Origin of the sequence: Kitasatospora sp. NPDC101235 (assembly GCF_044767505.1) — a bacterium.
In the GTDB taxonomy this organism is placed as follows: domain Bacteria; phylum Actinomycetota; class Actinomycetes; order Streptomycetales; family Streptomycetaceae; genus Kitasatospora.
Genome location: NZ_JBIWNZ010000018.1, coordinates 1 through 25,666, shown reverse-complemented (window position 1 = coordinate 25,666; position 25,666 = coordinate 1). Strand labels below are relative to the sequence as shown.

The 25,666-nt window shown below is 73.0% G+C and carries 23 protein-coding genes, 2 tRNA genes and 1 pseudogene; 12 read left to right on the top strand and 14 right to left on the bottom strand.

Annotated features, from left to right (window positions below; all coding sequences use genetic code 11):
* Positions 1-697 precede the first annotated feature (697 nt).
* The 3 genes from ACIRRH_RS26955 to ACIRRH_RS26945 all read left to right on the top strand — a co-directional run bounded on the left by ACIRRH_RS26955 (position 698) and on the right by ACIRRH_RS26945 (position 5,086).
* Positions 698-2,296, top strand: coding sequence for a hypothetical protein (locus tag ACIRRH_RS26955; protein WP_403072374.1), 1,599 nt, complete (start codon positions 698-700; stop codon positions 2,294-2,296).
* 228 nt (positions 2,297-2,524) lie between these two features.
* Positions 2,525-4,132: a N,N-dimethylformamidase beta subunit family domain-containing protein gene (locus tag ACIRRH_RS26950; RefSeq protein ID WP_403072371.1), complete on the top strand. Its 1,608-nt coding sequence runs from the start codon at positions 2,525-2,527 to the stop codon at positions 4,130-4,132.
* 54 nt (positions 4,133-4,186) lie between these two features.
* On the top strand, positions 4,187-5,086 hold the full coding sequence (locus ACIRRH_RS26945) for a phosphoribosylaminoimidazolesuccinocarboxamide synthase (protein ID WP_224281506.1): 900 nt from the start codon (positions 4,187-4,189) through the stop codon (positions 5,084-5,086).
* Between the two features lie 25 nt (positions 5,087-5,111).
* On the opposite strand, the gene ACIRRH_RS26940 is transcribed toward ACIRRH_RS26945, so the two are convergent.
* The 7 genes from ACIRRH_RS26940 to ACIRRH_RS26910 form a co-directional block, all read right to left on the bottom strand.
* On the bottom strand, positions 5,112-5,732 hold the full coding sequence (locus ACIRRH_RS26940; protein ID WP_403072368.1) for a response regulator: 621 nt from the start codon (positions 5,730-5,732) through the stop codon (positions 5,112-5,114).
* A 13-nt stretch (positions 5,733-5,745) separates the two neighbouring features.
* Complete coding sequence (locus ACIRRH_RS26935) at positions 5,746-6,987, bottom strand: sensor histidine kinase (protein ID WP_403072365.1); 1,242 nt, start codon at positions 6,985-6,987, stop codon at positions 5,746-5,748.
* A gap of 109 nt (positions 6,988-7,096) precedes the next feature.
* A complete protein-coding gene (locus ACIRRH_RS26930) occupies positions 7,097-7,927 on the bottom strand; it encodes an ABC transporter permease (RefSeq protein ID WP_403072362.1) in 831 nt (276 codons plus the stop codon).
* Positions 7,924-8,934, bottom strand: coding sequence for an ABC transporter ATP-binding protein (locus ACIRRH_RS26925; protein ID WP_403072360.1), 1,011 nt, complete (start codon positions 8,932-8,934; stop codon positions 7,924-7,926). The genes ACIRRH_RS26930 and ACIRRH_RS26925 overlap by 4 nt, the downstream gene beginning before the upstream one ends.
* 219 nt (positions 8,935-9,153) lie before the next feature.
* Positions 9,154-9,226 (bottom strand) — tRNA-Gly (locus ACIRRH_RS26920).
* A 39-nt stretch (positions 9,227-9,265) separates the two neighbouring features.
* Positions 9,266-9,338: transfer RNA gene (locus tag ACIRRH_RS26915), tRNA-Gly, on the bottom strand.
* A gap of 143 nt (positions 9,339-9,481) precedes the next feature.
* Entirely contained in the window at positions 9,482-9,799 is a 318-nt protein-coding gene (locus ACIRRH_RS26910) for an Lsr2 family protein (RefSeq protein ID WP_030056585.1), read from the bottom strand.
* 467 nt (positions 9,800-10,266) lie between these two features.
* Here ACIRRH_RS26910 and purS point away from each other — a divergent pair, with 467 nt between their 5' ends.
* From purS to ACIRRH_RS26890, 4 genes are all read left to right on the top strand, one after another.
* Positions 10,267-10,521 carry a phosphoribosylformylglycinamidine synthase subunit PurS gene (purS, locus tag ACIRRH_RS26905; RefSeq protein WP_049654013.1) on the top strand — a complete coding sequence of 85 codons (255 nt, stop codon included), beginning with the start codon at positions 10,267-10,269 and terminating at the stop codon, positions 10,519-10,521.
* Positions 10,518-11,195 (top strand): phosphoribosylformylglycinamidine synthase subunit PurQ, encoded by a 678-nt coding sequence (gene purQ, locus ACIRRH_RS26900; protein ID WP_403072357.1) that lies wholly within the window; start codon positions 10,518-10,520, stop codon positions 11,193-11,195. The genes purS and purQ overlap by 4 nt, the downstream gene beginning before the upstream one ends.
* Positions 11,195-13,450, top strand: coding sequence for a phosphoribosylformylglycinamidine synthase subunit PurL (gene purL / locus ACIRRH_RS26895; RefSeq protein WP_224281514.1), 2,256 nt, complete (start codon positions 11,195-11,197; stop codon positions 13,448-13,450). The genes purQ and purL overlap by 1 nt, the downstream gene beginning before the upstream one ends.
* Before the next feature lie 66 nt (positions 13,451-13,516).
* Positions 13,517-14,329 (top strand): sterol carrier family protein, encoded by an 813-nt coding sequence (locus tag ACIRRH_RS26890; RefSeq protein WP_403072354.1) that lies wholly within the window; start codon positions 13,517-13,519, stop codon positions 14,327-14,329.
* 90 nt (positions 14,330-14,419) lie between these two features.
* On the opposite strand, the gene ACIRRH_RS26885 is transcribed toward ACIRRH_RS26890, so the two are convergent.
* Positions 14,420-15,214: a DUF3152 domain-containing protein gene (locus tag ACIRRH_RS26885; protein ID WP_403072351.1), complete on the bottom strand. Its 795-nt coding sequence runs from the start codon at positions 15,212-15,214 to the stop codon at positions 14,420-14,422.
* A 221-nt stretch (positions 15,215-15,435) separates the two neighbouring features.
* Between ACIRRH_RS26885 and ACIRRH_RS26880 the strand changes: the two genes are divergently transcribed.
* Positions 15,436-15,855: a DUF3151 domain-containing protein gene (locus ACIRRH_RS26880; RefSeq protein ID WP_350631934.1), complete on the top strand. Its 420-nt coding sequence runs from the start codon at positions 15,436-15,438 to the stop codon at positions 15,853-15,855.
* A gap of 94 nt (positions 15,856-15,949) precedes the next feature.
* Here ACIRRH_RS26880 and fbaA read toward each other — a convergent pair whose 3' ends face one another.
* Positions 15,950-16,972: a class II fructose-bisphosphate aldolase gene (gene fbaA / locus ACIRRH_RS26875; protein ID WP_224284781.1), complete on the bottom strand. Its 1,023-nt coding sequence runs from the start codon at positions 16,970-16,972 to the stop codon at positions 15,950-15,952.
* Between the two features lie 366 nt (positions 16,973-17,338).
* On the opposite strand from fbaA, the gene ACIRRH_RS26870 reads away from it, so the two are divergent.
* Positions 17,339-18,058, top strand: coding sequence for a DedA family protein (locus ACIRRH_RS26870; RefSeq protein ID WP_403072348.1), 720 nt, complete (start codon positions 17,339-17,341; stop codon positions 18,056-18,058).
* An 86-nt stretch (positions 18,059-18,144) separates the two neighbouring features.
* On the opposite strand, the gene pyrE is transcribed toward ACIRRH_RS26870, so the two are convergent.
* The 5 genes and pseudogenes from pyrE to ACIRRH_RS26845 all read right to left on the bottom strand — a co-directional run.
* Positions 18,145-18,681, bottom strand: coding sequence for an orotate phosphoribosyltransferase (gene pyrE / locus ACIRRH_RS26865; RefSeq protein ID WP_224284783.1), 537 nt, complete (start codon positions 18,679-18,681; stop codon positions 18,145-18,147).
* A 44-nt stretch (positions 18,682-18,725) separates the two neighbouring features.
* Complete coding sequence (locus tag ACIRRH_RS26860) at positions 18,726-19,745, bottom strand: CoxG family protein (protein ID WP_403072345.1); 1,020 nt, start codon at positions 19,743-19,745, stop codon at positions 18,726-18,728.
* A 270-nt stretch (positions 19,746-20,015) separates the two neighbouring features.
* Entirely contained in the window at positions 20,016-21,662 is a 1,647-nt protein-coding gene (locus ACIRRH_RS26855) for a polyamine aminopropyltransferase (protein ID WP_403072342.1), read from the bottom strand.
* Positions 21,663-21,816: 154 nt separating this feature from the next.
* Complete coding sequence (locus ACIRRH_RS26850; protein WP_224284249.1) at positions 21,817-22,347, bottom strand: DUF2617 family protein; 531 nt, start codon at positions 22,345-22,347, stop codon at positions 21,817-21,819.
* Between the two features lie 601 nt (positions 22,348-22,948).
* Positions 22,949-23,290 (bottom strand): annotated as a pseudogene (locus ACIRRH_RS26845) (aminotransferase); the annotation flags it as partial.
* Between ACIRRH_RS26845 and ACIRRH_RS26840 the strand changes: the two are divergent.
* From ACIRRH_RS26840 to ACIRRH_RS26830, 3 genes are all read left to right on the top strand, one after another.
* Positions 23,204-24,052 carry a hypothetical protein gene (locus tag ACIRRH_RS26840; protein WP_403072734.1) on the top strand — a complete coding sequence of 283 codons (849 nt, stop codon included), beginning with the start codon at positions 23,204-23,206 and terminating at the stop codon, positions 24,050-24,052. The pseudogene ACIRRH_RS26845 and the gene ACIRRH_RS26840 overlap by 87 nt on opposite strands.
* A 254-nt stretch (positions 24,053-24,306) precedes the next feature.
* Positions 24,307-25,152 (top strand): DUF2637 domain-containing protein, encoded by an 846-nt coding sequence (locus tag ACIRRH_RS26835; RefSeq protein WP_403072337.1) that lies wholly within the window; start codon positions 24,307-24,309, stop codon positions 25,150-25,152.
* Positions 25,153-25,160: 8 nt separating this feature from the next.
* The gene (locus ACIRRH_RS26830; RefSeq protein ID WP_403072334.1) at positions 25,161-25,541 is read left to right on the top strand and encodes a hypothetical protein; all 381 of its coding nucleotides are present in this window, start codon (positions 25,161-25,163) and stop codon (positions 25,539-25,541) included.
* Positions 25,542-25,666: the final 125 nt, after the last annotated feature.

The following is a 25,666-nucleotide window of genomic DNA, read 5'->3' as shown; positions in this document are numbered from 1 at the left end:
GTCGGCGTCCGCGCCGCCCGCGGCCCCCGTGCGAACCGCTCGGGGGCCGCGGTGCGTCGCACCCACGGTGCGTCGCACCCACGGTGCGTCGCACCCACGGTGCGTCGCACCCACGGTGCGTCGCACCCACGGTGCGGGGCGGCGGCGGGCGGACCCCGGAAGGGGAGAGCGAGTCCCGAACAACCGAGCCCGCCGGTCAACCCCATGGGCGCAGCGTCCCGGGCGTTTCGGGGTCGGAGCGGCCGCAGGGGCCGACGCACCGTTCGGCCGACGGATTCCAGTCCATCGGGTGACAGCACCCGCATCCGGCTGACGCAACCGGCTGTTCGGCCTTATGGTGCGCTGGATCGCGGTGCGCGGGGCCCGTGCGCCGGGGGCGCCGCCGGGTAGCGGTGCTTCCACGGGGGGATGCTGGACGGCGTCCGGCCGGGCGGTCGTCGGGGTGCTTCGCACCGGACCGGTCGCCGGCGTCCGGGCGGCGTCACCGGAACGACCGGGCGGTGTCACCGGGACGAGTGGAAACCGGGGCGATCCGGAACGCCCACCCGGACCGGGGCGTCGAAAATGTCAGTAGCGCCACGCAGCATGCACTACCGGGGATCGGACGCCTCCGCTTCCCGGTCGGAACTGATCGTTTCGAGTTGGCTCAGGGCCCGAAGCCGGGCGCCCGAGGGCTCCGAAGGGGGTGCCGCACCGTATGGCCGCAGTCGACACCGCGCGCGCTCACGCCCAGGCGGTCCTGCGGGTCCGAGGCCTCGCCCGGGCCGCCGCCGCCCTGCCCGCCGCCGTCGCGGTGGTCCTGCTCGCGGGCCGGTTCACCGGCCGGATCGGCGCGCCCGGGGCCGCCGACGCGGCGGGCTGGGACGCCGCCCGCTGGGCGGTCTGCGCGGTCGCCGCGCTGACCCTGCTGGTGGCCGGGCTGACCGCCCGGGCCCTGCGCCGGGCCGTCCCGCCGTGCACCCCGGCCGTCCCGCTGGACCGCGCCGAGGCCCCCGAGCTGTACCGGCTGATCGACGAACTGGCGGACCGGCTGGACGTGCCCGCGCCCTCCGCCATCGCCCTCACGCCGGACTGCGACAGCTGGCTGGAGGACGTCCCGCCGGCCCGGCGGACGGCACCGTCGAGGCCGCACCCGCTGCGGCCGCACCCCGAGCCGCCCGCCCCCGTCCTGGTGATCGGCTCGCCCTTCCTGTGGTGGATGCGGGCCGGGGAACTGCGCGCCCTGCTCGCCCCCGTGGTGGCCGGCACCGCCGCCTCCGCCGACCCGGAGATCGCCGCCGCCCGGCGCTTCCTGCGCAGCCTGGACGCCTGCCTGGACTCCGGTGGCGGTGCGGCCCCCGGTCTCGGCGGCGGCACCCTGGCCGCCCCGCCCCGGCCGCCCCGGGGCGGTCCGGCCGCACTCGCCGAGCGGGTCACCCGCAGGATCGCCCGCCGCCTGCTCGGCGCCTGCCGGGGCCACTCCGCGGAGCTGGAGCGCTCGGTCGCCGGCTGGGCCTCCGAGCAGGCCAGGACGGTCGACTACGGCCTGCGGATCGCGGCTCAGGAGCAGGTCGGCCTGGCCTACGCGGGCTGGGACCGGCTGCTCACCCGGGTCGCGCTGCCCGCCTGGCGGCTCGGCCGCCACCCGGCGCACCTGAACGCCGGTGTGGTCTCCGCGCTCACCGAGCTGTCCCGGCGCGACCGGCTGGCCGACAGCTACGGCAGCCGATTCGGTGACCGCCCCGCCTGCGACCTGCTGGAGGAGCCCGGCGCCGTCGACCGGGCGGTCTCCCGGCTCGCCGCCGACCTGTTCTTCGGCCGTCCGGAAGCCGGCACCTGGCACGAGCTGGAGTGGGCCGACTACCCGGCCGACGTGGTGGACGCCGGCTGGCGGACGGGCGCCGCCACCCTGCAGACCGCCCTGGACCGGCTCGCCCCGCAGTCCCGCCCCGGCGCCCCGACCCTCACCCGGCTGCTGGGCCGGCTCGCCGAGGGCGACGGCGAACTGCTGGCCGCCGCGCTCGCCGCCCAGCCGGCCCGCACCACCGCCCCGGCCCCGCTGCTCGAACCCGACCGCAGTGGCCGCGACCTGCTGGTCGACCACGTCACCGCGATGGTCTGCTGCGCCGCCGTGGACACCGCCGGCGGCGCTCCCGGCCTGGACTGGCTGGACGGTCCGGTGCTGCTGCTCGGCGGAGTGCGCCGCACCGACCTCGCCGGCCCGGTCGCCCAGGCCGTCGAACAGGGCCAGGACGGCCCGCTGCGCGCCTGGCTGGACGCCGCCGACGTCCGGCTGGAGAAACCCGTCCGCCTCTGATGTCCCGGGCGTCCCAGGAGGGCGCTCGACACCACCGCGCGCGCCCCCGATCGGTTCGGCCGCCGGGCGTCTTCGCAGGCCGGAGGCCCTGCCCGGGAGGCGCGCGAGATTCCCTGCACCAATTGCTACCGGAGGGTGACGTTGCGCCAGCACTCTGTGGTGTATTAGACCGCACGCACATCCGGGGGGCACGTGCCAACCGGGCGGAAGTGCACCTGGGAGGGGCGCGTGGGGACCGAACTCAACCGCCGCTGGGAGTCGGGGACGCACGCCTACAGCGTCTCCGACCCCTTCGGCCAGGGCCCGCTGCCCTGGCTGCGCAGCCCGGACCAGTACCTGGCCGGCGCGGAGGGCGCCGTCCCCTGGTACGTCTCGGTGGACGCGCCCGGCCAGCAGCCGCTGACCGCGGGCAGCCGGCCCAAGCCGTCGGTCGGCACCCCGCAGGGCGCCAACGACGTGGACCAGCAGATCAAGGGCTTCGCCTCGGCCGGGGTGATCCGCCCCGGCGGCTCGGTGGACTTCCGGGTCACCGTCAACCCGCCCCGCGAGTTCACCGTGGACGTCTTCCGGATCGGTCACTACGGCGGCGACGGCGCCCGCCACATGACCTCCAGCCCGCTGATCGCCGGCCTCGCCCAGCCCGCCCCGCTGGTGGCCGACCGGACGGTCTCCTGCCACCACTGGTGGCACTCCTGGCGGCTGCAGATCCCGACGCACTGGAAGCCCGGCGCCTACGTCGCCGTGCTGACCACCGCGGACATGCTGCACCGCAGCCACATTCCCTTCACCGTCCGGGACTTCGAGGAGCAGGGGCACACCGCCGAGCTGCTCCTGGTGCTCCCGGACGTGACCTGGCAGGCGTACAACCTGTTCCCCGAGGACGGCCGCACCGGCGCCAGCCTCTACCACGCCTGGGACGGCCGGGGCGGCCTGGTCGGCGAGCCCGAGGCGGCCGTCACCGTCTCCTTCGACCGCCCGCACGCCACCGCCGGACTGCCGCTGCACGTCGGCCACGCGTACGACTTCATCCGCTGGGCCGAGCGCTACGGCTACGACCTCTCCTACGCCACCGCCACCGACCTGCACGCCGGCCTGGTGGCCCCGTCCAGGCACCGGGCGCTGGTCTTCCCCGGCCACGACGAGTACTGGTCCGAACCGATGCGCCGGGCCGCCGAGCGGGCCCGGGACGGCGGCACCTCGCTGGTGTTCCTCTCCGCCAACACCATGTACTGGCGGGTCGAGCTGACCGCCGCCGCCTCCGGCGAGCCCAACCGGCTGCTCAACTGCCGCAAGCGGCAGAAGGTCGTCCCCGGCAGCCCGGCCGCCGGGGCGTCCGGCGCGGCCAGCGCGCTGTGGCGGGACGCCGGGGAGCCCGAGCAGCACCTGCTCGGGGTGCAGTACTCGGGGCGGGTCGCCGCGCCCGTCCCGCTGGTCGCCCGGCACACCGGGCACTGGCTCTGGGACGGCACCGGCCTCCAGGAGGGCGACGAACTGCCCGGGCTGGTCGCCGGCGAGGCCGACCGCTACTACCCCAAGGTCGCGCTGCCCGAGCACGTCGAGCGGGTGCTGCTGGCACACTCGCCGTACCAGGACCTGGCCGGCCGCACCCGCTACCAGGAGACCTCGCTGTACCGGGCGCCCAGCGGCGCGTACGTCTTCGCGGCCGGCACCTTCGCCTGGTCGCCCGCGCTGGGCCGCCCGGGCCTGACCGACGAGCGGATCCAGCGGGCCACCGCCAACCTGCTGGACCGGCTCTGCAAGAACCAGCCGTCGGTCCCGGGCCCGGCGGCCGGGGAACCGGCGTTCGGCGGTCGTGAAAGACTGCGGGGGCAGTGACCTCCCCTTTCGCGGTGCCCCCGCCCGTGAACGACCCCTGAGGACTGAGACACCTTGAGCGGATTTGTCACCAAGCCCGAACCGGTCCAGGTACCCGGCCTGGTCCACCTGCACACCGGCAAGGTGCGCGACCTCTACCGCACCGAGTCGGGTGAGCTGGTCATGGTGGCCAGCGACCGGACGTCCGCCCACGACTGGGTGCTGCCGAACGAGATCCCCGACAAGGGCCGCATCCTCACCCAGCTGTCGCTGTGGTGGTTCGAGCGGATCGCCGACATCGTCCCCAACCACGTGATCTCCACCGAGGTCCCGGCCGGCGCCCCGGCCGACTGGAAGGGCCGCACGCTGGTCTGCCGCAGCCTGGAGATGATCCCGGTCGAGGCGGTCGCCCGCGGCTACCTGGCCGGCTCCGGCCTGGCCGAGTACGAGGAGAGCCGCACGGTCTGCGGCATCGCGCTGCCGGAGGGCCTGGAGAACAGCTCCGAGCTGCCCGCCCCGATCTACACCCCGGCGCTCAAGGCCGAGGTCGGCGAGCACGACGAGAACGTCTCCTACGAGGAGACCGCCCGCCGGATCGGTGCCGAGCTGGCCGCCCAGCTGCGCCGCACCACCCTGGACGTCTACGCCCGGGCCCGGGACATCGCCCGCGAGCGCGGCATCATCCTGGCCGACACCAAGTTCGAGTTCGGCCTGCTGGACGGCGAGCTGGTGATCGGCGACGAGGTGCTCACCCCGGACTCCTCCCGCTACTGGCCCGCCGACGAGTACCAGCCGGGCCGCTCGCAGTCGTCCTTCGACAAGCAGCTGATCCGCGACTGGCTGGTCTCCCCGGCCTCCGGCTGGGACCGTTACAGCGAGCAGCCCCCGCCGGCGCTGCCGGCCGAGATCGTCGAGCAGACCCGTGCCAAGTACATCGAGGTGTACGAGCGGCTGACCGGGACCACCTGGGCGTGATGCCACGACGCCCGCGGGTACGGCCTCAGATCCAGCCGTGCTCGCGGGCGATCCGCACCGCCGCGTGCCGGTTCTCCGCGCCCAGCTTGGTGGCCGCCGAGGACAGGTAGTTGCGCACCGTGCCCTGGGAGAGCGAGGCCCGCTCGGCGATCTCGGCGATCGGGGTGCCGTCGGCGGCCAGCTCCAGGACGTCCGTCTCACGCGGGGTCAGCGGGGTCTCTCCGGCGCTGATCGCGTCCGCGGCCAGCTCCGGGTCCACGTACCGGCCGCCGGAGCGCACGGTGCGGATGATGCCGGCCAGGTCGGCCGCCGAGACGGTCTTCGGCAGGAAGCCGCGCACCCCGACCTCCAGCGCCCGCTTCAGGTAGCCCGGGCGGCCGTGCCCGGTGACGATCATGCAGCGGCAGTCCGGCAGCAGCAGGCGCAGCTGGGCGGCCACCTCGATGCCGTCCTTTCCCGGCATCTGGAGGTCCAGCACCGCGACGTCCGGGCGGTGCGACTGCGCCATCGCCAGCGCCTCCGGGCCGGAGCCGGCCTGCGCGACCACCTCGATGTCGTCCTCCAGCGAGAGCAGCGCGGCCAGCGCGCCCCGGATCAGGTGCTCGTCGTCGGCGAGCAGGACGCGCACGGGCGCGGTGTCGGTCATCGGGCGACCTTCCTCAACGGCGGATCAGCGGTCGGAGCGGGACGGTGGCGAGCATCCGGAAGACGCCCGCCTCGGCGGCCGGTACGGTCAGCTCGCCGTCGTGGGCGGCGAGCCGCTCGCGCAGTCCGCGCAGCCCGGTGCCGCTGCCCTGGGAGGGGAACGGGACGTCGGGCACCCCGTCATTCTCCAGTTCCAGCACGGCCCGTCCGTCCTCGGTCCGCAGCCGGATCAGGCAGCGGTCGGCCTCGCTGTGCCGCAGCACGTTGGTGGTGGCCTCGCGGATCACCCAGCCGAACACCGACTGCACCGGGGCCGGCAGCTCGTCGGCGTGCTCGCCGAGGTCGATCTCGCAGGTGACGTCGGCCGAGCGCAGCACGGCGCGGGCGCCGATCGCTTCGGCGTGCAGGTCGGCGGTGCGGTAGCCGCGGATGACGTCCCGGACCTCGCGCTGCGATTCCTGGGCGATCTTCTGGACCTCGGCCATCTGGTCGGCGGCCTCCTCGCGCCCCCTGCGGGCGAGCTGGACGGCGAGCTCGCTCTTCAGCGCGATGGTGGTGAGGTTGCGGCCCATCACGTCGTGCAGGTCGCGGGAGAAGCGTAGCCGCTCCTCGGCGACGGCCAGCCGGGACTGCGCCTCGCGGGCGGCGTCCAGCTCCCAGACCACCGAGGTCAGCCAGGCGAAGCTGCGGCAGGTCGCCCCGAGGATGGGCAGCGTGATCAGGGCGCTGACCAGCATTCCGGCGATGCCGGCGACGCCGTATCCGGCCGGCACCATCGCCGGGGCCACCAGCACGAACCCGCCGAGGGCGGCCAGCGCGGCTCGGGGCAGCGACAGTCCGATGGACGCCGGGCCGAAGGCCATGGCGAGCAGGAGGAGCGAGACCGTGGAGGCGAACGCCTTTCCGTGCGGGCTGTCCGCCCCACCGGCGTCCGGTCCGGACAGCAGGACGGCCCAGGAGCCGGCCACCGCGAACGCGCCGTTGACGGCCAGCCAGCGCAGGTGGTCGGTGGGGCGCTTCAGGTAGTGGTCGAGCGAGGTGCGGCAGGCCCGCAGGCCCAGCAGCGTCGAGGTGAGCGCGACCAGCAGGGCGATCCGGACCGTTGCGATGGAGCCCGGCAGGTCGGCACGGGCCCCGGCGGCCAGCAGCGTGATCGGGAGCAGCAACAGCGGCAGCGAGTAGAGCGACCAGCGCAGGTACAGCTCGGTGCGCTGGGGTTTGCTCAGGTCCGTCCAGCTGTGAAGCGGCGACCGCATTCTCAATTCTTCCGCCCCCAGTTCGACCACGATCATGCTTGCTGCCTTCATATCAGAGGTCGAACCGAGGGCGGTCCTTCGGATTGCTGTTCGTTGCTCAGCCGGAGGCTCAGCGGCGCGGCTCCCAGCGGAAGTAGCGCACCGCGCCCCAGACCGCCAGGCCCAGCCAGATGGTCCCGGTGACCAGGTGCGAGCCGGCCGCGCCCCAGGAGCCGGCGAAGCCGGTCGCGGCGGCCGAGCCGTCGGTGCCGAACCAGCCGACGCGGATCAGCTGGAAGGCCGGGGTGGTCGGCAGCAGGCGGCAGATGTCGGCCAGCTGCTTGGGCATGACCTCCAGCGGGATGAACAGGCCGGAGCCGAGCTGCATCACCAGCATGATCGGCAGGGTGGTGATGCCCGCGCTCTCCACGGTCTTGGTGAACGCGCTGGACAGCGCGGCCAGGGCGATCATGGTGGCCAGTGCCAGCAGCAGGCCGACCAGCATCAGTACCGGGTTGACCGGCACGGCCAGGTGCAGACCGAGGCTGCCGCCGATCCCGATCAGGGCGGCCATCAGCAGGCCGAGCACGAGCGAGGGGACGGCGGTGCCGAGCAGGATCTCGATGTCCCGGGCCTCACCGGTGCGCAGCCGCTTGAGGACCAGCTCACCGCGCCGGCCGACGTACGCGGCGGTCAGGTTGTAGTACACGACAAAGGCCAGGATCATCCCGACCGAGCCGTAGACCAGCAGCGAGTCGACGTCCAGCCCGGGGTTGGTCTCGGCCTGCTTCGCCAGCGTGCTCTGCAGGGTGAAGACCAGCACCAGCGGCAGCAGCAGGGCGGTGAACAGGGCCGTGCGGTTGCGCAGCAGCAGGGTGGCCTCGGCCCGGCCGAGGGCGAGCAGCCGGCGGACGGTGGTGCTCTGCGGGCCGGTGGCGGTGGGGGCGGCGGCGGTGGTCATCGGGCGGATCCGATCAGGCGGCGGCGGGCGGGACGGGTGGCGGCGGCGGGCGCCTGCGGCGGGTTCTGGTGGGCGGCCTCGGAGGCGATCGCGAGGAAGGCCTCCTCCAGCGAGGCGCTGCGGGCGTCCAGGGCACCGAGCGCGATCCCGTGGTGCCGGGCCCAGCCGAGCAGGTCGGTGAGGGTGTCCTGGAGCCCGACGGTCTGCACGGTGACCTTGCGGCCGTCGACGGCGACCTCGGCCCCGGCCAGGACGGGCAGCGCGGCCCCGGCGAACTCGGGCAGTTCGAAGGAGATCCGGGAGGGCCGGCCGGCGATCACGTCGGCGACGGTGCCGGAGGTGACGACCTGGCCGCCGTGCATGATGGCCAGCCGGTCGGCCAGTTCCTCGGCCTCCTCCAGGTAGTGCGTGGTGAGCAGCACCGTGGTGCCCTGGGCGCGCAGCTCGCGGACCAGCCGCCAGACGGCGGCGCGCGCCTCCGGGTCGAGGCCGGTGCTGGGCTCGTCCAGGAAGAGCACCTCGGGGCGGCCGAGCAGGGCCATCGCGAGGTCCAGCCGGCGCTTCTCGCCGCCGGACAGCTGCTTGACCCGGACGTTCGCGCGGTGGCCGAGGCCGACCAGCTCCAGCGCCTCCGCCACCGGGCGGGTGCCGCTGGTCATCCCGGCCCAGGCGCGGCCGGTCTCGGCGGCGGTGAGCTCGCCGGGGAAGCCGCCCTCCTGGAGCATGATGCCGATCCGCGGGCGGACGGCGGCGCGCTCCTTGAAGGGGTCCCGGCCGAGCACCCGGACGGTGCCGCCGGTGGGCGCGGCCAGACCCTCGACGACCTCCATGGTGGAGGTCTTGCCGGCCCCGTTGGTGCCGAGCAGGGCGAACAGCTCGCCGCGGCGGACGGTCAGGTCGACGCCGCGCACGGCGTGGTACCCGGTGGTGCCGCCGCCGTAGTGGCGGTGCAGGTCGGTGACCTCGATCACGTTCTCGCTGGGGCGGGAGGGCCGGCTCGTTTCCATGCCTCAAGCCTTCCGCCGACCGGGCCGCGCGGGCAGTGCGCGCCGTCATGACATCGCGGTGGGGATGCACGGGTCGGCGATGACAAATGTCATGGCCGTACCCCCGGCCGAACTCGCCGGTGTCGAACTCGCGGGCGCCGGGCTCGCGGGCGCCGGGCTCGCGGGCGTTGGGAAGGAATGCCGAAGGGCCCCCTCGATCGAGGGGGCCCTTCGTACCGGAGCGGACGACGAGATTCGAACTCGCGACCCTCACCTTGGCAAGGTGATGCTCTACCAACTGAGCCACGTCCGCAGGTCTGACTATTGAGTTGTGCTGTGCTCGCGCACTGCGAGCGGACGACGAGATTCGAACTCGCGACCCTCACCTTGGCAAGGTGATGCTCTACCAACTGAGCCACGTCCGCGTGGTGCCTGGTGGGGCACCCGCCGCCTCTTCGGATCTCTCCGTTGCGGCGACGAGGAATACTCTACAGCATCGTTCGGGGTGGTCGCCCCACCCTTTCGGTCCGGGTGGGCGGGGCGACCGGGGAGCGGGTCCCCGCGCGCCTCAGTTCGCCTCGGCGAACGCCTCGTACACGTGCTTGGGGATGCGCCCGCGGGCCGGCAGTTCCATCCCGCGGGACAGGGCCCAGGCGCGCACGGCGGCCGGGTCCGGGGTGAGGGCGGTGCGGCGGAAGGACTTTCCGGTGCGGCTCTGCCGGCGGCCGGCGGCGACGAACGGGGCGAGGGCCTCCCGCAGCTTTTCCGCGTTGTCCACGGACAGGTCGATCTCGTACGACTTCCCGTCGACGCCGAAGTGGACGGTTTCCGCGGCGGCGCCGCCGTCCAGGTCGTCGGAGAGCGTGACAACTACACGCTGAGCCATGGGTGTCAATCCTCTCGGGCAATTCGGCCACCGGTCCGCGGGGGTACGCCGGGGCCTGATGTGCACCAACTCGCGCAAGCGCGTACGGGCGGGCCGGACGGCTCGCCTGATACGCAGCACTTGCCGCGACAGGTGGCCCTATTCTGCACCCGAAGGGGGCCGAAATCGAAGAGTCCGGCATTCTTTTCCGGATATTCACGTCTCTTCGCGGGACTCTCGGATACCGATGAGCGGGACGGGCGGATCTGTCCCCAAGTGCCGTATTCGGGTGTTCTCCGGACGGCGTGGTTCCGGGTGCCGAATCCGCGGAAACCGGTGGGCCCGGACGGGCGGCGAGGAGCCCGGATCCCTTGTGGCGTAAGGGTCTGGGGTCTACGCGCGTCGCTATCCCCGGCCAGCAATCCTGCCCGAAACCACGGGTAGTCTGGAGCTCCCCCGCCTCACCGAAGACACCACCGGGAGTGCCAGTGGCACGCGTCGTAGTCGACGTCATGCTCAAGCCGGAGATCCTCGACCCCCAGGGACAGGCGGTGCAGCGCGCACTGCCCCGTCTCGGATTCACCGGGATCGCCGACGTCCGCCAGGGCAAGCGTTTCGAGCTGGATGTGGAGGGCCCGGTCGACGACGCGGCGCTCGCCCGTATCCGCGAAGCCGCCGAGACCTTTCTCGCCAACACCGTGATCGAGGACTTCACCGTCCGGGTCGAGGAGGAGGGCAAGTGACCACCCGCGTCGGCGTCGTCACTTTCCCCGGCTCCCTCGACGACCGCGACGCCCAGCGGGCGGTCCGCCTCGCCGGCGCCGAGCCGGTCGCCCTCTGGCACCGTGACAAGGATCTCCACCAGGTCGACGCCGTCGTCCTGCCGGGCGGATTCAGTTACGGCGACTATCTTCGCTGCGGTGCGATCTCCCGCTTCTCGCCGGTGATGGAGACCATCATCGAGCAGGCGAAGCTCGGAATGCCGGTGCTCGGTATCTGCAACGGCTTCCAGGTGCTGTGCGAATCGCACCTGCTGCCCGGTGCGCTGACCCGGAACGACTCGCTGCACTTCATCTGCCGCGACCAGAAGCTGCGCATCGAGAACGCCGGTACCGCCTGGACCCGGGATTACTCGGCGGGCCAGGAAATCGTCGTCCCGCTGAAGAACGGCGAGGGCCGCTTCGTCGCCGAGGAGCGGGTGCTGGACGAACTGGAGGCGGAGGGCCGGGTCGTCGCCCGTTACCTGGACGTCAACCCGAACGGTTCGTACCGCGACATCGCCGGCATCACCAACGCCGCCGGCAATGTCGTCGGCCTGATGCCGCACCCGGAGCACGCCGTGGAGCCGCTCACCGGTCCGACCACCGAGGGCCTGGGCTTCTTCACTTCCGTCCTGAAGCAGCTGGTGAACGCCTGATGAGCCTCGACACCGTCAAGAACGCCGAGCAGACCCCGGACGCGGCCCAGCCCTGGGCCGAACTCGGCCTCAAGGAGGACGAGTACGCGCGCATCCGGGAGATCCTCGGCCGCCGCCCGACCGGCGCCGAACTGGCCATGTACTCGGTCATGTGGTCGGAGCACTGTTCGTACAAGAGCAGCAAGGTCCACCTGAAGCAGTTCGGCGAGAAGAAGCCGGATTCGGACGCGATGCTCGTCGGCATCGGCGAGAACGCCGGCGTCGTCGACGTCGGCCAGGGCTACGCGGTCACCTTCAAGGTCGAGTCGCACAACCACCCGTCGTACATCGAGCCCTACCAGGGCGCGGCCACCGGCATCGGCGGCATCGTGCGCGACATCCTGGCGATGGGCGCCCGCCCGGTCGCCGTGATGGACCCGCTGCGCTTCGGTGCGGCCGACCACCCGGACACCCGGCGCGTGCTGCCCGGGATCGTCGCGGGCATCGGCGGCTACGGCAACTGCCTGGGCCTGCCGAACATCGGCGGCGAGGTCGTCTTCGACTCCTGCTACCAGGGCAACCCGCTGGTCAACGCGCTGTGCGTGGGCGTCATGAAGCACGAGGACATCCACCTCGCGCAGGCCTCCGGCGCCGGCAACAAGGTCATCCTGTACGGCGCCCGCACCGGCGGCGACGGCATCGGCGGCGTCTCGGTGCTCGCCTCCGAGACCTTCGACGACACCAAGCCGGCCAAGCGCCCGGCGGTCCAGGTCGGTGACCCGTTCCAGGAGAAGCTCCTGATCGAGTGCACCCTGGAGATCTTCCGGGAGAAGCTCGTCAAGGGCATCCAGGACCTCGGCGGCGCCGGCCTGTCCTGCGCCACCAGCGAGCTGGCCTCGGCCGGCTCCGGCGGCATGCGGATCCAGCTCGACACCGTGCACCTGCGCGATCACACGCTCTCGCCCGAGGAGATCCTCATGAGCGAGTCGCAGGAGCGCATGTGCGCGATCGTGGAGCCCGACAAGGTCGACCGCTTCCTGGAGATCTGCGAGAAGTGGGACGTCATCGCCAACGTCATCGGTGAGGTGACCGACGGCGAGCGCCTGGAGATCTACTGGCACGGCGAGCTCGTGGTGGACGTCCCGCCGCGCACCGTCGCCCACGAGGGCCCGACCTACCAGCGCCCGTACGCCCGCCCGAGCTGGCAGGACGCGCTGCAGGCCGACGCCCCGACCGCCGAGCGCCTGGCCCGCCCGACCACCGGCGAGGGCCTCAAGGCCGACCTGCTGAAGGTCGCGAGCCACCCGAACCAGGCCTCCAAGTCCTGGATCACCGACCAGTACGACCGCTACGTGCTCGGCAACACCGTGCTGTCGGTCGGCGAGGACTCGGGCATGATCCGGATCGACGAGGAGACCAACCTCGGCGTCTCGGTCGCCACCGACGGCAACGGCCGCTTCGCCAAGCTGGACCCGTACACCGGCGCCCAGCTGGCCCTGGCCGAGGCGTACCGCAACGTCGCGGCCGGCGGCGCCAAGCCGCTCGCCGTCTCCGACTGCCTCAACTTCGGCTCCCCCGAGGACCCGGACGTGATGTGGCAGTTCGCCGAGGCCACCCGCGGCCTGGCCGACGCCTGCCTGGTGCTCGGCACCCCGGTCACCGGCGGCAACGTCTCGCTGTACAACCAGACCGGCGAGGTCGCCATCCACCCGACCCCGGTGGTCGCGGTGCTCGGCGTCATCGACGACGTCACCCGGCGCACCCCGCTGGCCTTCGCCGAGGAGGGGCAGCTGCTCTACCTGCTCGGCGACACGGCGGACGAGCTCGGCGGCTCGGCCTGGTCGCAGGCCGTCCACGACCACCTCGGCGGCCTGCCGCCCAAGGTGGACCTGGAGCGCGAGCGGCTGCTCGGCGAGATCCTGATCGCCGCCTCGCGCGACGGCATGATCGACGCCGCGCACGACCTGTCCGACGGCGGTCTCGGCCAGGCGCTGGTGGAGAGCTGCCTCAAGGGCGGCCACGGTGCGCGGATCGTCGTGCCCGAGGGCCAGGACCCGTTCGTCCTCCTGTTCTCGGAGTCGGCCGGCCGTGCCGTCGTGGCGGTGCCGCGCAGCGAGGAGCTCCGGTTCAACGACATGTGCACCGCGCGCGGCCTGCCGGCCACCCGGATCGGTGTCGTGGACGGCGACAGCCTGGACGTCCAGGGCCAGTTCAGCGTCTCGCTGGCCGAGCTGAAGGACGCCCACACCGGCGTGATCGAGGCCCTGCTGGCCTGACGCACGGCTCCTGAGGGGCGGGCGGTTCCTGGTGAACCGCCCGCCCCTCGGCGTATGTTGAGGCCCATGCCTGCCAAGCCCCGTACGTACCAGCCGCAGAAGGTCCGCGCCGGTCTGGCCGGCCAGACCCGGGCGCTGCGCGCCGCCGTCGCCGCGCTCGGCACCGGGCAGCTGGACCTGCCGACCCGGCTGGGGCAATGGCGGGTCCGCGAGCTGCTCGCCCACCTCGCCGTCCAACTCGAGTACGTCCCGGCGCACCTGGAGGACCTGCCGCAGGGACGGGCGCCGCTGGACCTGCTGGGCTGGGTGGCCGGGGTCGGTACCGTCGCGCCGCTGCTGGACGAGCAGGCCCGGGAGCGGAGCGCGGCGGAGTTCGCCGGGGACGCGGCCTCGGTGGCAGCCGCCTTCGGACGGGCCGCGGACGCCCTGACCGCCCTGCTGGAGCGGCCCGAAGCCGCCGACCCGGCCCGCAGGTTCGAGATCCGGCTGGGCTCGATGGCGCTCTCCGACATGCTGGTGACCAGGCTGGTGGAGACGGTCGTGCACGCCGACGACCTGGCCGACGCGCTCGGCCTCGACGCCTTCCCGCACGACCGCCAGGCCCTCGCCGCCGTCACCCGGCTGCTGGCCGACGCCCTCGCCGACCAGGCGCCCGGCGGCGCGGTCGAGGTGCGGGTCCCGCCGTACGCGGTCGTCCAGGCCGTGCCGGGGCCGAAGCACACCCGGGGCACCCCGCCCAACGTGGTGGAGACCGACCCGCTGACCTGGATCCGGCTGGCCACCGGCCGGGCCGACTGGGCGGCGGCGGTCGAGGCCGCCCAGGTGTCCGCCTCGGGGGAGCGCAGCGACCTGCGGGCGTACCTGCCGGTGCTCGGCTAGGGCCAGTCCTCGAACCCGTCGCTGCGGGGCGCGTGGGGGCGGGTCCTGCCCCGTCGCGCCGCGGCTCCCGTCCTGGCCGCGGCTTCTGTCCTAGGGGACGGACGGCCCGCTGAGGTACCCGCCCTCCGCGGAGTACGGCCAGGCGTTGGGCGTGCAGCCCTTGAGACCGTAGATCTGCTGCATCATCGCGGGTGCGGGTTTGCCCTCTCCCGGGCAGCCCTCGTGTCCGTGGCCGATCCGGTGGCCCACCTCGTGGTTGACGATCAGCGCCCGGTACTCCTCCAGCGGTCCGCTGAACTGGGGCGAACCGGTGTTCCAGCGCTTGGAGTTGACGAGCACCTGGTTGCCGACGTTGCAGTTGACCTCGCCGTGGGTGTCCAGGCCGGACGCGCCGCAGATCCGGTCCACGGTGGCCGGTGAGGCGATCTTCACGGTGAAGTCGTACGGGCCGGTGGCGACCAGCTGGAAGCCGTTCTTGCGGTCGTTGGTCCAGCCGCGCTTGTCGCCGAGGATGCCGTGGATCTGTGCGGCGGCCGCCGCGGCGTCGATGCCGATGCCGTCCTCGACCTCGACCCGGTAGCGGCGCACGGTGCCGCGCCCGACCGGCTTGGCGGTGGCGGGCGCGACGGTGAAGGTGCCGGCGCCCTTGGTGGGGCCGGGGTCCGGACCGGCGGGGGCGGGCGGTGCGGGCGGCGGGGTGTCGGCCCGTGCCGGGGCGGGAGCCGGGGGCGGGGTCTCCTCCGGCGGCGCCGTGGTGGCCTGCTCGGCCGGCGGGGCGACCCTCGCCTGGGTGGTCGGAGCGGCGGCCGGGGTCCCCGCGGGGCGGGTCAGCACGACCGCCGTGGCGCCCAGCACCAGCACGGCGACCGCAAGTGCCGTGAGCATGCCAGGGCCGAGTCTCCGCCGTGGTCGTCGGCGTCGGCGACCGCCCTTCCGGGGCGGTGCGGCGCGCCTGCCGGCGGATCGGGCTGCGGACATGATCTTCACACTGGCATGGGAAACGGGTGAATGTCCATGTCCCAGGTGTGCGGCGTTCGGGGCGCGGGAAGCGGTGGCCGTCCGGGACGGCGGTTGACCCCTGCGTCTCGGATGGCAGACTTCAGGGCATGGCGATTCACAGGAACCTTCTCGACGGTCCCGAACCGACCCTTCTCCCGGAGGAGGAGCGGCCCTACCGGATGCTGGCGGAGGAGTCGGCCTCCCCGACCCAGGTGGCGGCCGAGTTCCCGGCCTTCTGCCTGGCCTGGGCCATGCTCGCCGACGACGCCTACGCGGCCGGCCGGTACGTCGAGTCGTATGCCTACGCCCGTACCGGCTACCACCGCGGCCTGGACGCGCTGCGGCGCAGCGGCTGGAAGGGCCACGGCCCGGTGCCGTGGGAGCACCGCGGCAACCGCGGCTTCCTGCGTTGCCTGGCGGCGCTCGCCCGGGCGGCCGGCGCGATCAAGGAGACCGAGGAGGAGGCCCGCTGCTGGCAGTTCCTGAAGGACAGCAGCGCGGAGGCGTACGCGGAGCTCAAGCAGTAGGACACCCCCCCGACGTGCGGGTGCCCCCGGCGGTCTCCGCCGGGGGCACCCGTGTTTCACGCTTCGGGCGCGGGCCGTACGCCGGGCGCGGGCCTCACTTCAGGCGCTTGCCCGCCGAACGCAGCTGCTCGGCGGCCTCGACCACGCGGGCGGCCATGCCGGCCTCGGCCAGCTTGCCCCAGGTGCGCGGGTCGTAGGTGTTCTTCTTGCCGACCTCGCCGTCGACCTTCAGCACGCCGTCGTAGTTGGCGAACATGTGGCCGGCCACCGGGCGGGTGAAGGCGTACTGGGTGTCGGTGTCCAGGTTCATCTTCACGACGCCGTTCTCCAGCGCGGTGGCGATCTCCTCGGCGGTCGAGCCCGAGCCGCCGTGGAAGACGAAGTCGAACGGGTCGGTCTTGCCGTACTGCTTGCCGATCGCGTCCTGGAGCTCGCGCAGCAGCTCCGGCTTCAGCACGACGTTGCCCGGCTTGTACACGCCGTGCACGTTGCCGAAGGAGGCGGCCAGCAGGTAGCGGCCCTTCTCGCCCAGGCCCAGCGCCTCGGCGGTGCGCACGGCGTCGTTGACGGTGGTGTACAGCTCGTCGTTGATCTCGTGGGTGACGCCGTCCTCCTCGCCACCGGTCGGGGTGATCTCGACCTCAAGGATGATCTTGGCGGCGGCGGCCTGGGCCAGCAGCTCCTGGGCGATGGCCAGGTTGTCGGAGAGGGTCTCGGCCGAGCCGTCCCACATGTGCGACTGGAACAGCGGGTTCTCGCCCTTGGCAACGCGCTCGGCGGAGATCGCCAGCAGCGGGCGGACGTAGCCGTCCAGCTTGTCCTTCGGGCAGTGGTCGGTGTGCAGCGCGACGGTGATGTCGTACTTGGCGGCGACGATGTGGGCGAACTCGGCGAGCGCGACGGCGCCGGTCACCATGTCCTTGTTGTGCTGGCCGCCCAGGAACTCCGCGCCACCGGTCGAGATCTGGATGATGCCGTCGCTCTCGGCCTCGGCGAAGCCGCGCAGCGCGGCGTGCAGGGTCTGCGACGACGTGACGTTGATGGCCGGATAGGCGAACTTGCCCGCCTTGGCCCGGTCGAGCATCTCGTTGTAGACCTCGGGAGTTGCGATGGGCATGCGATCCGCTCCTGTCGGGTTGCGGCGTACGGACGGTGCTGTCCGACGCTGTGTACGCCTTCGTGACGACTCCGTGCCGGCCCGCCGACGCGCGGCGTTGCGGTGTGGCTCTCCGGCACCAGGGTTCGAGGCGACCTCCGCGGTTCGGCCATGAGGGTGGTGTGCCACCGCGGACCGGACGCCTGTGCCATCTTCCCAGACTCGTGCCCGCAGGTCAGCAGGAGCCCGCCATGCGGAACGCCGCGGGGCACGGGCGCGGGCCGGTCCCCGGACGGCCCCGGCGGGGGTCGGCAGCGGCCCCGGACGGGGCACCGCCGGCACGGTACGCCCGCTTCGCCGGCACGGTACGCCCGCTATCCTGCGCCCGTGGACTACAACCAGTTGGCCGTCAACCTGCTCGACGCCAAATCCCTGATCTCGTCCCTCGGCGCCATCGGGCTGATCGCGATCATCTTCGCGGAGACCGGCCTGCTGGTCGGCTTCTTCTTCCCGGGCGACTCGCTGCTGATCCTCGCGGGCGTCGCCGCGTCGAACGCCGCCTCCTCGGTGCTCGGCGACGGCGCCAAGCTGCCGATCACCCTCCTGCTGATCGGCTGTCCGATCGCGGCGATCGCCGGTGCGCAGCTGGGGCACCTGATCGGCGCCAAGGTCGGGCCGAAGATGTTCGACAAGCCCGATTCGAAGATCTTCCGCCGCGAGTACGTCGTGAAGGCGGAGGAGTACTTCAACAAGTTCGGCTCCGGCAAGGCCGTGGTGCTGGCCCGCTTCATGCCGATCATCCGCACGTTCCTGAACCCGGTCGCCGGCACCCTGGAGATGCCCGCCCGGACCTTCTTCGTCTGGAACGTGATCGGCGGTGTGCTGTGGACCGAGTCCATGCTGCTGATCGGCTACTTCTTCGGTGACGCGCTCGCCCCGGTGATCGACAAGTACCTGATCCCGGCGGTGCTGCTGATCGTCCTGCTCTCGATCTCGCCGATCCTGGTCGAGATCATGCGCGAGCGGAAGAAGAAGCGGGCCGGCGGCGTCGAGGCCGTCGACGAGAGCCAGGTCCAGGCCGGCAGCGGCCGGCACCGGCGGGGCTGAGCGCCCGGCGCTCCGGACACGGCGAGGGCCGGTGCTGTTTCACGTGAAACAGCACCGGCCCTCTGTCGTTCGTCGTGCCGGTCGGGTCAGAGACCCAGGTCGTCCAGGTTGTACGCGGTCACGTACTCCAGGCCCTGGGCCTCGACGGCGGCCGCGCCGCCGCGCTCCACGATCACCGCGACGCCGACCACCTCGGCGCCCGCCTCGCGCAGCGCCTCCACGGCGGTCAGCACCGAGCCGCCGGTGGTGGAGGTGTCCTCGACGGCCAGCACCCGGCGGCCCTTGACGTCCGGGCCCTCGATCCGGCGCTGGAGGCCGTGCGCCTTGCCGGTCTTGCGGACCACGAAGGCGTCCAGCTGCTGCCCGCGTGCGGCGGCGGCGTGCAGCATCGAGGCGGCCACCGGGTCGGCACCCAGGGTCAGACCGCCGACGGCGTCGTACTCCAGGTGCGAGGTCGCGTCCAGCATCACCCGGCCGACCAGCGGGGCGGCCACGCCGTCCAGCGTGATCCGGCGCAGGTCGACGTAGTAGTCGGCCTCCTTGCCGGAGGAGAGGGTGACCTTGCCGTGCACGACGGCCTTGTCCTTGATCTGTGCCAGCAGGGCGTCGCGGTCGTTGCTCATGAGCGTTCAGTCTAGGCCCTGGTGGTCCTTGCGGCGCTCCGGGCTCAGCGCCGGCGCAGCGCCCTGACCAGCACCACGGCACCGCCCAGCAGGGCCACCGAGCCGCCGATCACCCACGGCACCGCGCTGCGGCCGCCGGTGCCGGGCACCACGATCCCGCCGGCCTCCCCGCCCCAGCGGGACGCCGCGCGGGCCCGTGCGCTGCGGGCCGGCAGTGCCGGGGCGTACGGGCCGCGCGGCGGGGCGTGGTCCACCTCCTCGGCGGACCGGCCGACGATGCTGCGGCGCACCGGGCCGGTGAGCACCGGCTCGTCCTCGTACACGAAGAGCGGCTCGGCGGGCAGTTCCTCGGCGACGCCGTCCTGCTCGGCGTCGTCGTCCGCGTCCGCGTCCTCGGCCTCGACGTCGTCGTCCTCGTCGTCGGCGGAGCCGGTCGGCAGACCGAAGCGCTCGGCGTCGGCGTCGGAGAAGGCGATCAGGTCGGAGAGGTCGTCGTCCAGGTCGTCGCCGGGCTGGTCCTGACGCTCCTCGATGAAGACCACACCGGCGTCGGTCCCGGCGGCTCCGGACTCGGCCGGCTCGGTGTCCTCCTCCTGGTCCTGGTCCTGCGGCTGCTCACCCTCCGGGGCGACCAGCGCGGCGGCGAACCTGTCCAGCAGGCGGCGGCCGGTGGCGTCGAGGGTCTCCTCGTCGAACTCGGTCAGCCGGCCGGTGGCGCTCAGGTCGCCGGTGAAGCGGATCGCCGCGGTGCCGTCCTCGGCGCCGTCCGCGACGCTGACCCGGACGGTGGCGGTCACCTCACCGCTGCCCCGGACCTCCTCGCCCTCGGCGAGCACGGTCAGCACGCCCTCCCGGCCCTCGATCAGCGACAGCACGCCCTTGTACGTGATCGTGGAGCCGCCGATCCGCAGCTTCAGCCGGCCGCCGATCTCCTCGGCCGAGCCGGCCCCGACCGCGGCCGGCTCGGTGCTCAGCCCCGGCACGCTCCGGGCCAGCAGCGCCGGATCCTGCAAGGCCTGCCGCACCAGCTCGGCGGACATCGGGACGACAACCTCATGCTCCATGTCACGGAGCCTACCGACTGGGCCCCGTCCGGTCCCTACCCACCACCACCAGATTTTTCCCGCCCCACCTGTTCCCTCGGCCATCGCACCACCGGCCCTGCGACCCCACGCCCGCCCACCCGGCCCGCGCCGCCGACGGGCCCGGGCGATCCGCTGTCCCGGCCCACTCCGCGTACGCCAGGGGCCCCTGCCGTGTCCGGCAGGGGCCGCCTTCTCCCGGGCGTTCTTCCCGCGGCTTCGTCCGGCGGGGGCGGGGCCTGCGGGCCGGCCTCAGCGGGGGCCGAGGAGGGTGAGGGCTGCCGGGGGCCGGGTGGGGCGGAGGGCGGTGAGGCGGGTGGTGGAGCCGTGGAGGGTGTCGGGGGTGAGGGCGCGGGGCGTCGGGGCGTCGGGGGCGAGCGTGAGCGGGGGCTGGGCGGCGGCGGCGAGGAGGAAGTTCTGGGCGTCGTCCGGCGGGCCGGGGCGGCAGGTGGCGGTGGCGCTGCCCGGGACGGCGTACGGGGCGGTCCGCAGGCCCGCCGTCCGCAGGCCGGACTCGATCTGCCAGAGGCCGTCCAGGTCGCTCCCGGCGCGGACCGCGATCCGGCCGCCGGGCGAGAGCAGCCGGGTGGCGAGGCCGTAGAACTCCTGGGAGTGGAACTTGACCGGCCCGCCGTCGGCCGGTGCCGGGAGGTCGGCGAGCACCACGTCGTACGGCCCGTCCCCGCCGGAGGCGCCCGCGTCGCGCAGCCAGGCCATCGGGTCGGCCGCGGTGGTGCGGACCCTGGGGTCCTCCAGTGAGCGGCCGCCGAGGGCGGCGAGCCCGGGGTCGGTGCGGGCGAGCCGGGGGAGGGCGGGGTCGGCGTCGACCAGCCGGACGGTGCGGACGCCCCGGTGCCGCAGCACCTCCCGTAGGGAGAGCCCGTCGCCGCCGCCGAGCAGCAGGACCCGGGCGTCCGGGCCGGCCGCCATGGCGGGGTGGACCAGGCCCTCGCTGCCCCGGTACTCGTCGGGCCCGCAGACGGCGAGCCGGCCGTTCAGGTAGAGCCGGAGCGGGCCCTCGGCGGGGCCGGTGAGCACGATCTCCTGGTACCGGCTGCGGGTCGCGTAACGGACCTGGTCGCCGTACAGGGCGTGCCTGGCGGCGCGCTCGATGGCGTCGGAACCGGCCGCGGCCGCCGCGAGCACGGCGAGGACCAGCAGGCAGCCGCCCCAGAGCAGCCGTCGTATCCGGCGGGCGGGTTCCTCGCGGAACAGCCAGAGCACCAGGGCCGCCCCGGCGACGGCGTTGACCGCGCCGGTGAGCAGCGCGCCGTCGCCCGGTCCGAGGGCGGGCAGGATCAGGAACGGGAAGGCGAGGCCGCCGATCAGCGCGCCCACGTAGTCGGCGGCGAACAGGTCGGCGACGGCCCGCCCGGCGTCCTCGCGCCGGATGCGCTGGATGAGGGTCATCAGCAGCGGGATCTCGGCGCCGATCAGGATGCCGATCAGGCAGGTGAGGCCGACCATGGCGGCCTGGTAGCGGCCGATCCAGGCCCAGCAGGAGTAGAGCGCGAGGACGGAGAGCCCGCCGGTGAGCGCGAGCGCGCACTCGACCAGGGCGAAGGCGGTGGCGGGCCGGCTGGTGAGCCGCTTGGCGAGCAGCGAGCCGAGGCCCATCGCGAACACCATGACGGAGAGCACGACGGAGGTCTGGGTGACCGTGTCCCCGAGCACGTAGTCGCCGAGCGCCACGAGTTCTAGCTCGTACACGAGTCCGCAGGCCGCGCAGACGAACGCGGCCAGCAGGACGGTCAGGCGGGCGAGCCGGGGGCGGGAGCGCAGCCGGGACCGACGGCGGGCGGGCAGGAGTGGGGCGAGGCCTCGCCCGGGCCGGGGTGGGGCGCCGTCGTCGAGGTCCACTCGCGGGCGTGCGGGCGGACCGGCCGGATGATTGATCACGAACAAACGCTAGGGGACGTGCGGGACGGATGGCTGCGCCCATCCGACGGACAGTGAGCGACGTCGGATTGACGAACCGTTCCTGCGTGCGATTCGTAGGCCTGCGTCTGGCGGCCTCCGGCCGGATCGGTGTTCCGGTCCGGGCTTCGGGCGGTCATGCCCCGGACACCACCAGCGAGGAGCGGGTGCACACCAGCTGCCCCTCCTGCGGGTAGGCGTGCCAGGTGCGCCAGAGGAGCCGGTCCGGGCCGCCCTGGGTGACCAGCGCGGTGAAGGCGCTCGGGTCGCCCGGGAAGACCCCGGCGAGGCCCCGCGGGTGCCCCTCGACCAGGGCCAGCAGCTCCTGGGCGCGGGCCGCGAAGTCGTGCGGGGGCAGCACCTCGATCCGGGCGGCGAACTCGTACTCCCAGCCGCCGACCTGCTTGGCCACCCGGGCGGGCAGCGGGGTGCGGCGGCCGGGCAGGCAGGCGACTGTCTCCAGACAGCGGCCGGGGCCCGCGTCGATCACCACCTGGTGGGAGGCGCCCAGCAGGCGCAGCTGGAGGGTCCCGGACGTGCCAGGGCGGCCGCCTCCGTCGAGTCTCAGGTCGCGGACGGCGAGAGCGGGCAGCGGTTCGCCGCCGAGGCACCAGGCGAGGTCACCGGCCCGGGTGTCCGTGTAGGAGGTCTGCAGTGTGGTGAGCATGCTCGGCTCCGCGTTTCAGCTCCGTGCGCGCCCGCCGAGCAGCAGCGAGTAGGCCTAGGCGATGGCGAGGCTGTTCGTGGCTGTGCGGCCCTGGGCGCGGCCGACCGTGGAAGGAAGGATTCCGGCTGGAGATTCAGCAGCAGAGAAGCACGAATACGCCGGGTCCGCCGGTGATTTACCCAACTTTGTCAAGCATTCACCGCTTCGAGCACACCTGTTTCCCGACTCTGATCGAGTTCATGGACGACTTTGCACAGTGCGCATCCCTAGCACCGGATTGCGCGCCGTGCGCGCCGGGTGTGCGCTGTCCGGGTGCATCACACACCGCCGCCCTCCGGGCATGGGGTGTGGAGGGCGGCGGGAGAATGCCGGGAGGGTCGACCCGAATGCCTCAGCGCCATTGAACAGGCAAGCTGATCAAAAAAGTTGATGATCCATCAGCACTGGTGTCGGATCGCGGACATCTCTGTTCGAAGGGCGTGAAAGGGGGCGCGTGGCCCATCACGGGTGCCGCAGGCGGGTGGTGAACTCTTGGAGGATCCCGTCCTTTTTGCAGAAAGTGAAGCGGACCAGGCTACGGCGGCGGCTGGATGCAACCCGGTCAGAGCCGTCGCAGGCGGGTGACGGCCTCCTGGAGGACCTCGTCGCGCTTGCAGAAGGTGAAGCGGACGAGGCTCCGTCCGGCGTTCACGTTGTCGTAGAACACCGCGTTCGGGATGGCGACGACGCCGCAACGCCCGGGCAGGGTACGGCAGAAGTCGATGCCGTCCTTCTCGCCGAGCGGGGTGATGTCGGTGGTGACGAAGTACGTGCCCGCGGGGGTGAAGGCCCGGAAGCCGGCCGCGGCAAGACGACGATCGCCCACCAGGTCGTCCTGGCCCGCCTCGGCCTGCTCTCGGCGGTCCTCGATATGCCGGTCGCCGAGGGCGAGCGCGTCCTGTACCTGGCGATGGACCGCCCGCCGCAGATCGCCCGCGTCTTCGCCCGCCGCGTCCTGCCCGCCGACCGGCGCCACCTCGCGGAGCGGCTGATCTTCTGGACCGGCCCGCTGCCCGCCTCGCTGGACCGGGAGCCCAACCTGCTGGCCGAGATGGCCGAGGCCCACCGGGCGGACACCGTGGTCATCGACAGCCTCAAGGACGTCGTCGGAAAGCTCACCGACGATGAGGCCGGCCTCGCCTACAACAACGCCCGCCAGCGGCTGCTTCGCTCCGGCACCCAACTGCTGGAGTTGCACCACCAGCGCAAGTCCGGCGGCGACTCCAAGCGCGGCGAGCGGCCGGTCCTGGACCGGGTGTACGGGTCGGCGTGGTTCACCGCCGGGGCCGGCAGCGTGCTGTTCCTGGCCGGTGCGGCCGGGGATCCGATCGTGAAGCTGCATCAGCTCAAGACCGTCACCGGCGACGTCGGCCCGCTGTCGGTGGTCCACGACCACACCCGGGGCACGTCCACCGTCGAGGCGGCCCTCGACCCGGCCGCCATCCTCGCCGCCGCCCCGCAGGGCATGACCGCCCGTGAGCTGGCCTGCCGCCTGACCGGCGAGGCCGACCCCGACCGCTCCGACATCGAGAAGGCCCGCAGGCGCTTGGAGAGCCTGGTCAAGGCCGGCAGGGCCACCCGGCAGGACGGCACCACGGGCGGGACCGGAGGCGGCCAGCAGACCCGCGACCGCTCCACCGTCCGCCACATCGCCGCCGTCTCCTGACCGGGCCACCGGCCACCAGCCGGCGCGGTCCACGCGGCCGATCACGCGTCGCCGCCCGTACCGGCCGCCACGTACCGCCCACACCGCACACGGCGCCCGCCAAAACCTGCGGGCCCGCAGCGCACGCGCACCTGCATGCCGTTCACGCCGCCTCCGCTGCACGCGCGTCCCCCTCCTTAAGAGGGGGAACGCGTGCGCGCCCAGCAGGTCCGGCACCCAACACCTCGACCATCCAAGGGAAGGACACCACCCCCGTGCCCGCCACCCTGGACCGCACCGCCCCGACATCGAGCCGTGTGACCGGCTGGGACTTCGCCGCGATCGGCCTGCTCGCCATCGCCGGCTTCGCCCTCTCCTACGACGCCCTGCGTCAGATGGCCATCGCGATTCACGTCCGTAGCCTGCTCACCTACGTCTTCCCGCTGATCATCGACGGGTTCATCGCCTACAGCGTCCGCGCGCTGCTGATCCTGCGCACCGCGCCGCTGACGGCCCGCGCCTACGTGTGGCTGCTGTTCGGCGCCTCCACCACCGCCAGCATCTGGGCCAACGTCCTACACGCGGTCCGCCTCAACCAGCAGACCCTCGCGGTCACCGGCTATCTGCACCTGAGCGATCTGTCGGTCGGCATCCTGTCCGCCGTCGCCCCACTCGCTCTCGCCGGATCCGTCCACCTCGGCATCATCACCGCCCGCCACACCAACCCCACCGCTACCCGGACCGCCGACCCGTCCCTGACGGAAGATGCCTTCCGAGCAGTGAGCGGAACTGAGGCCGGTCCGCGTTTTGCGGAACGCGGCATTGTCCCCGCCAGCCGCCGGCAGGCGAGCCACGCGAAGGCGAAGGTGGGCAAAAGACGCCGGAACAGCCCCCGGCCCGCCCCCGGACCGAAGCGGCGGAAGACCTTCCGTGGACCGTTCCGGGCAGCCCCGAGCACACCCGGGCCGGGGACGCTGTCCTCGGTGAACCCGCAGGCCAGAGGCCGAGCGGAAATACGGCTCAGCCCCCAACTGCCAAGCCCGCCGGCCGTCCGCCGGGCGCTTCGCTCGACGAACTGGCCGCCATCGGCCTGCAGGCGTGGACCGACGCTCGGAAGCTGAGCCGATCCGTGGTCCGCGACGCCATCCGGGACCAGGGCCTCACGATCTCCGACCAGCGGCTCACCGAGGTCATGAAGATGCTCCGCCCCGACAACGAGTCGACGAGAACGACTCCGAAGTCGTCGTACCGGGTGCCGTCTGCCGCGACCATGAAGGTGCGGATGTACAGGCGCGCTCTGGGCCCGGAGCAGACCATGGCCGGGCTCTACCCGGACAATCGCAGAGTGCGGCCCACCGGCCGGATGGTCCTCTACCACCTCGGCGAGCTCAACCTGAGGATCGGGAACCTGACCGACCCACCGACCGTGCAGATCACCCGCGGCGTCCAACTCCACCTCCTCGAACTCCTCGGCATAGAAATCACCCAAACCCGCTGGCCACAGACCTGAAACAGTGACCTGCGAAGTACGGGCCTAGGCCCAATACCAGTGACTTAAGGTTCTGCCTTGTAGAGCCTTGGTCGGTGGGTTGGTGGGAGCGGTGCGGTAGTGCGGGGCGATGCTGACGGCTTCGG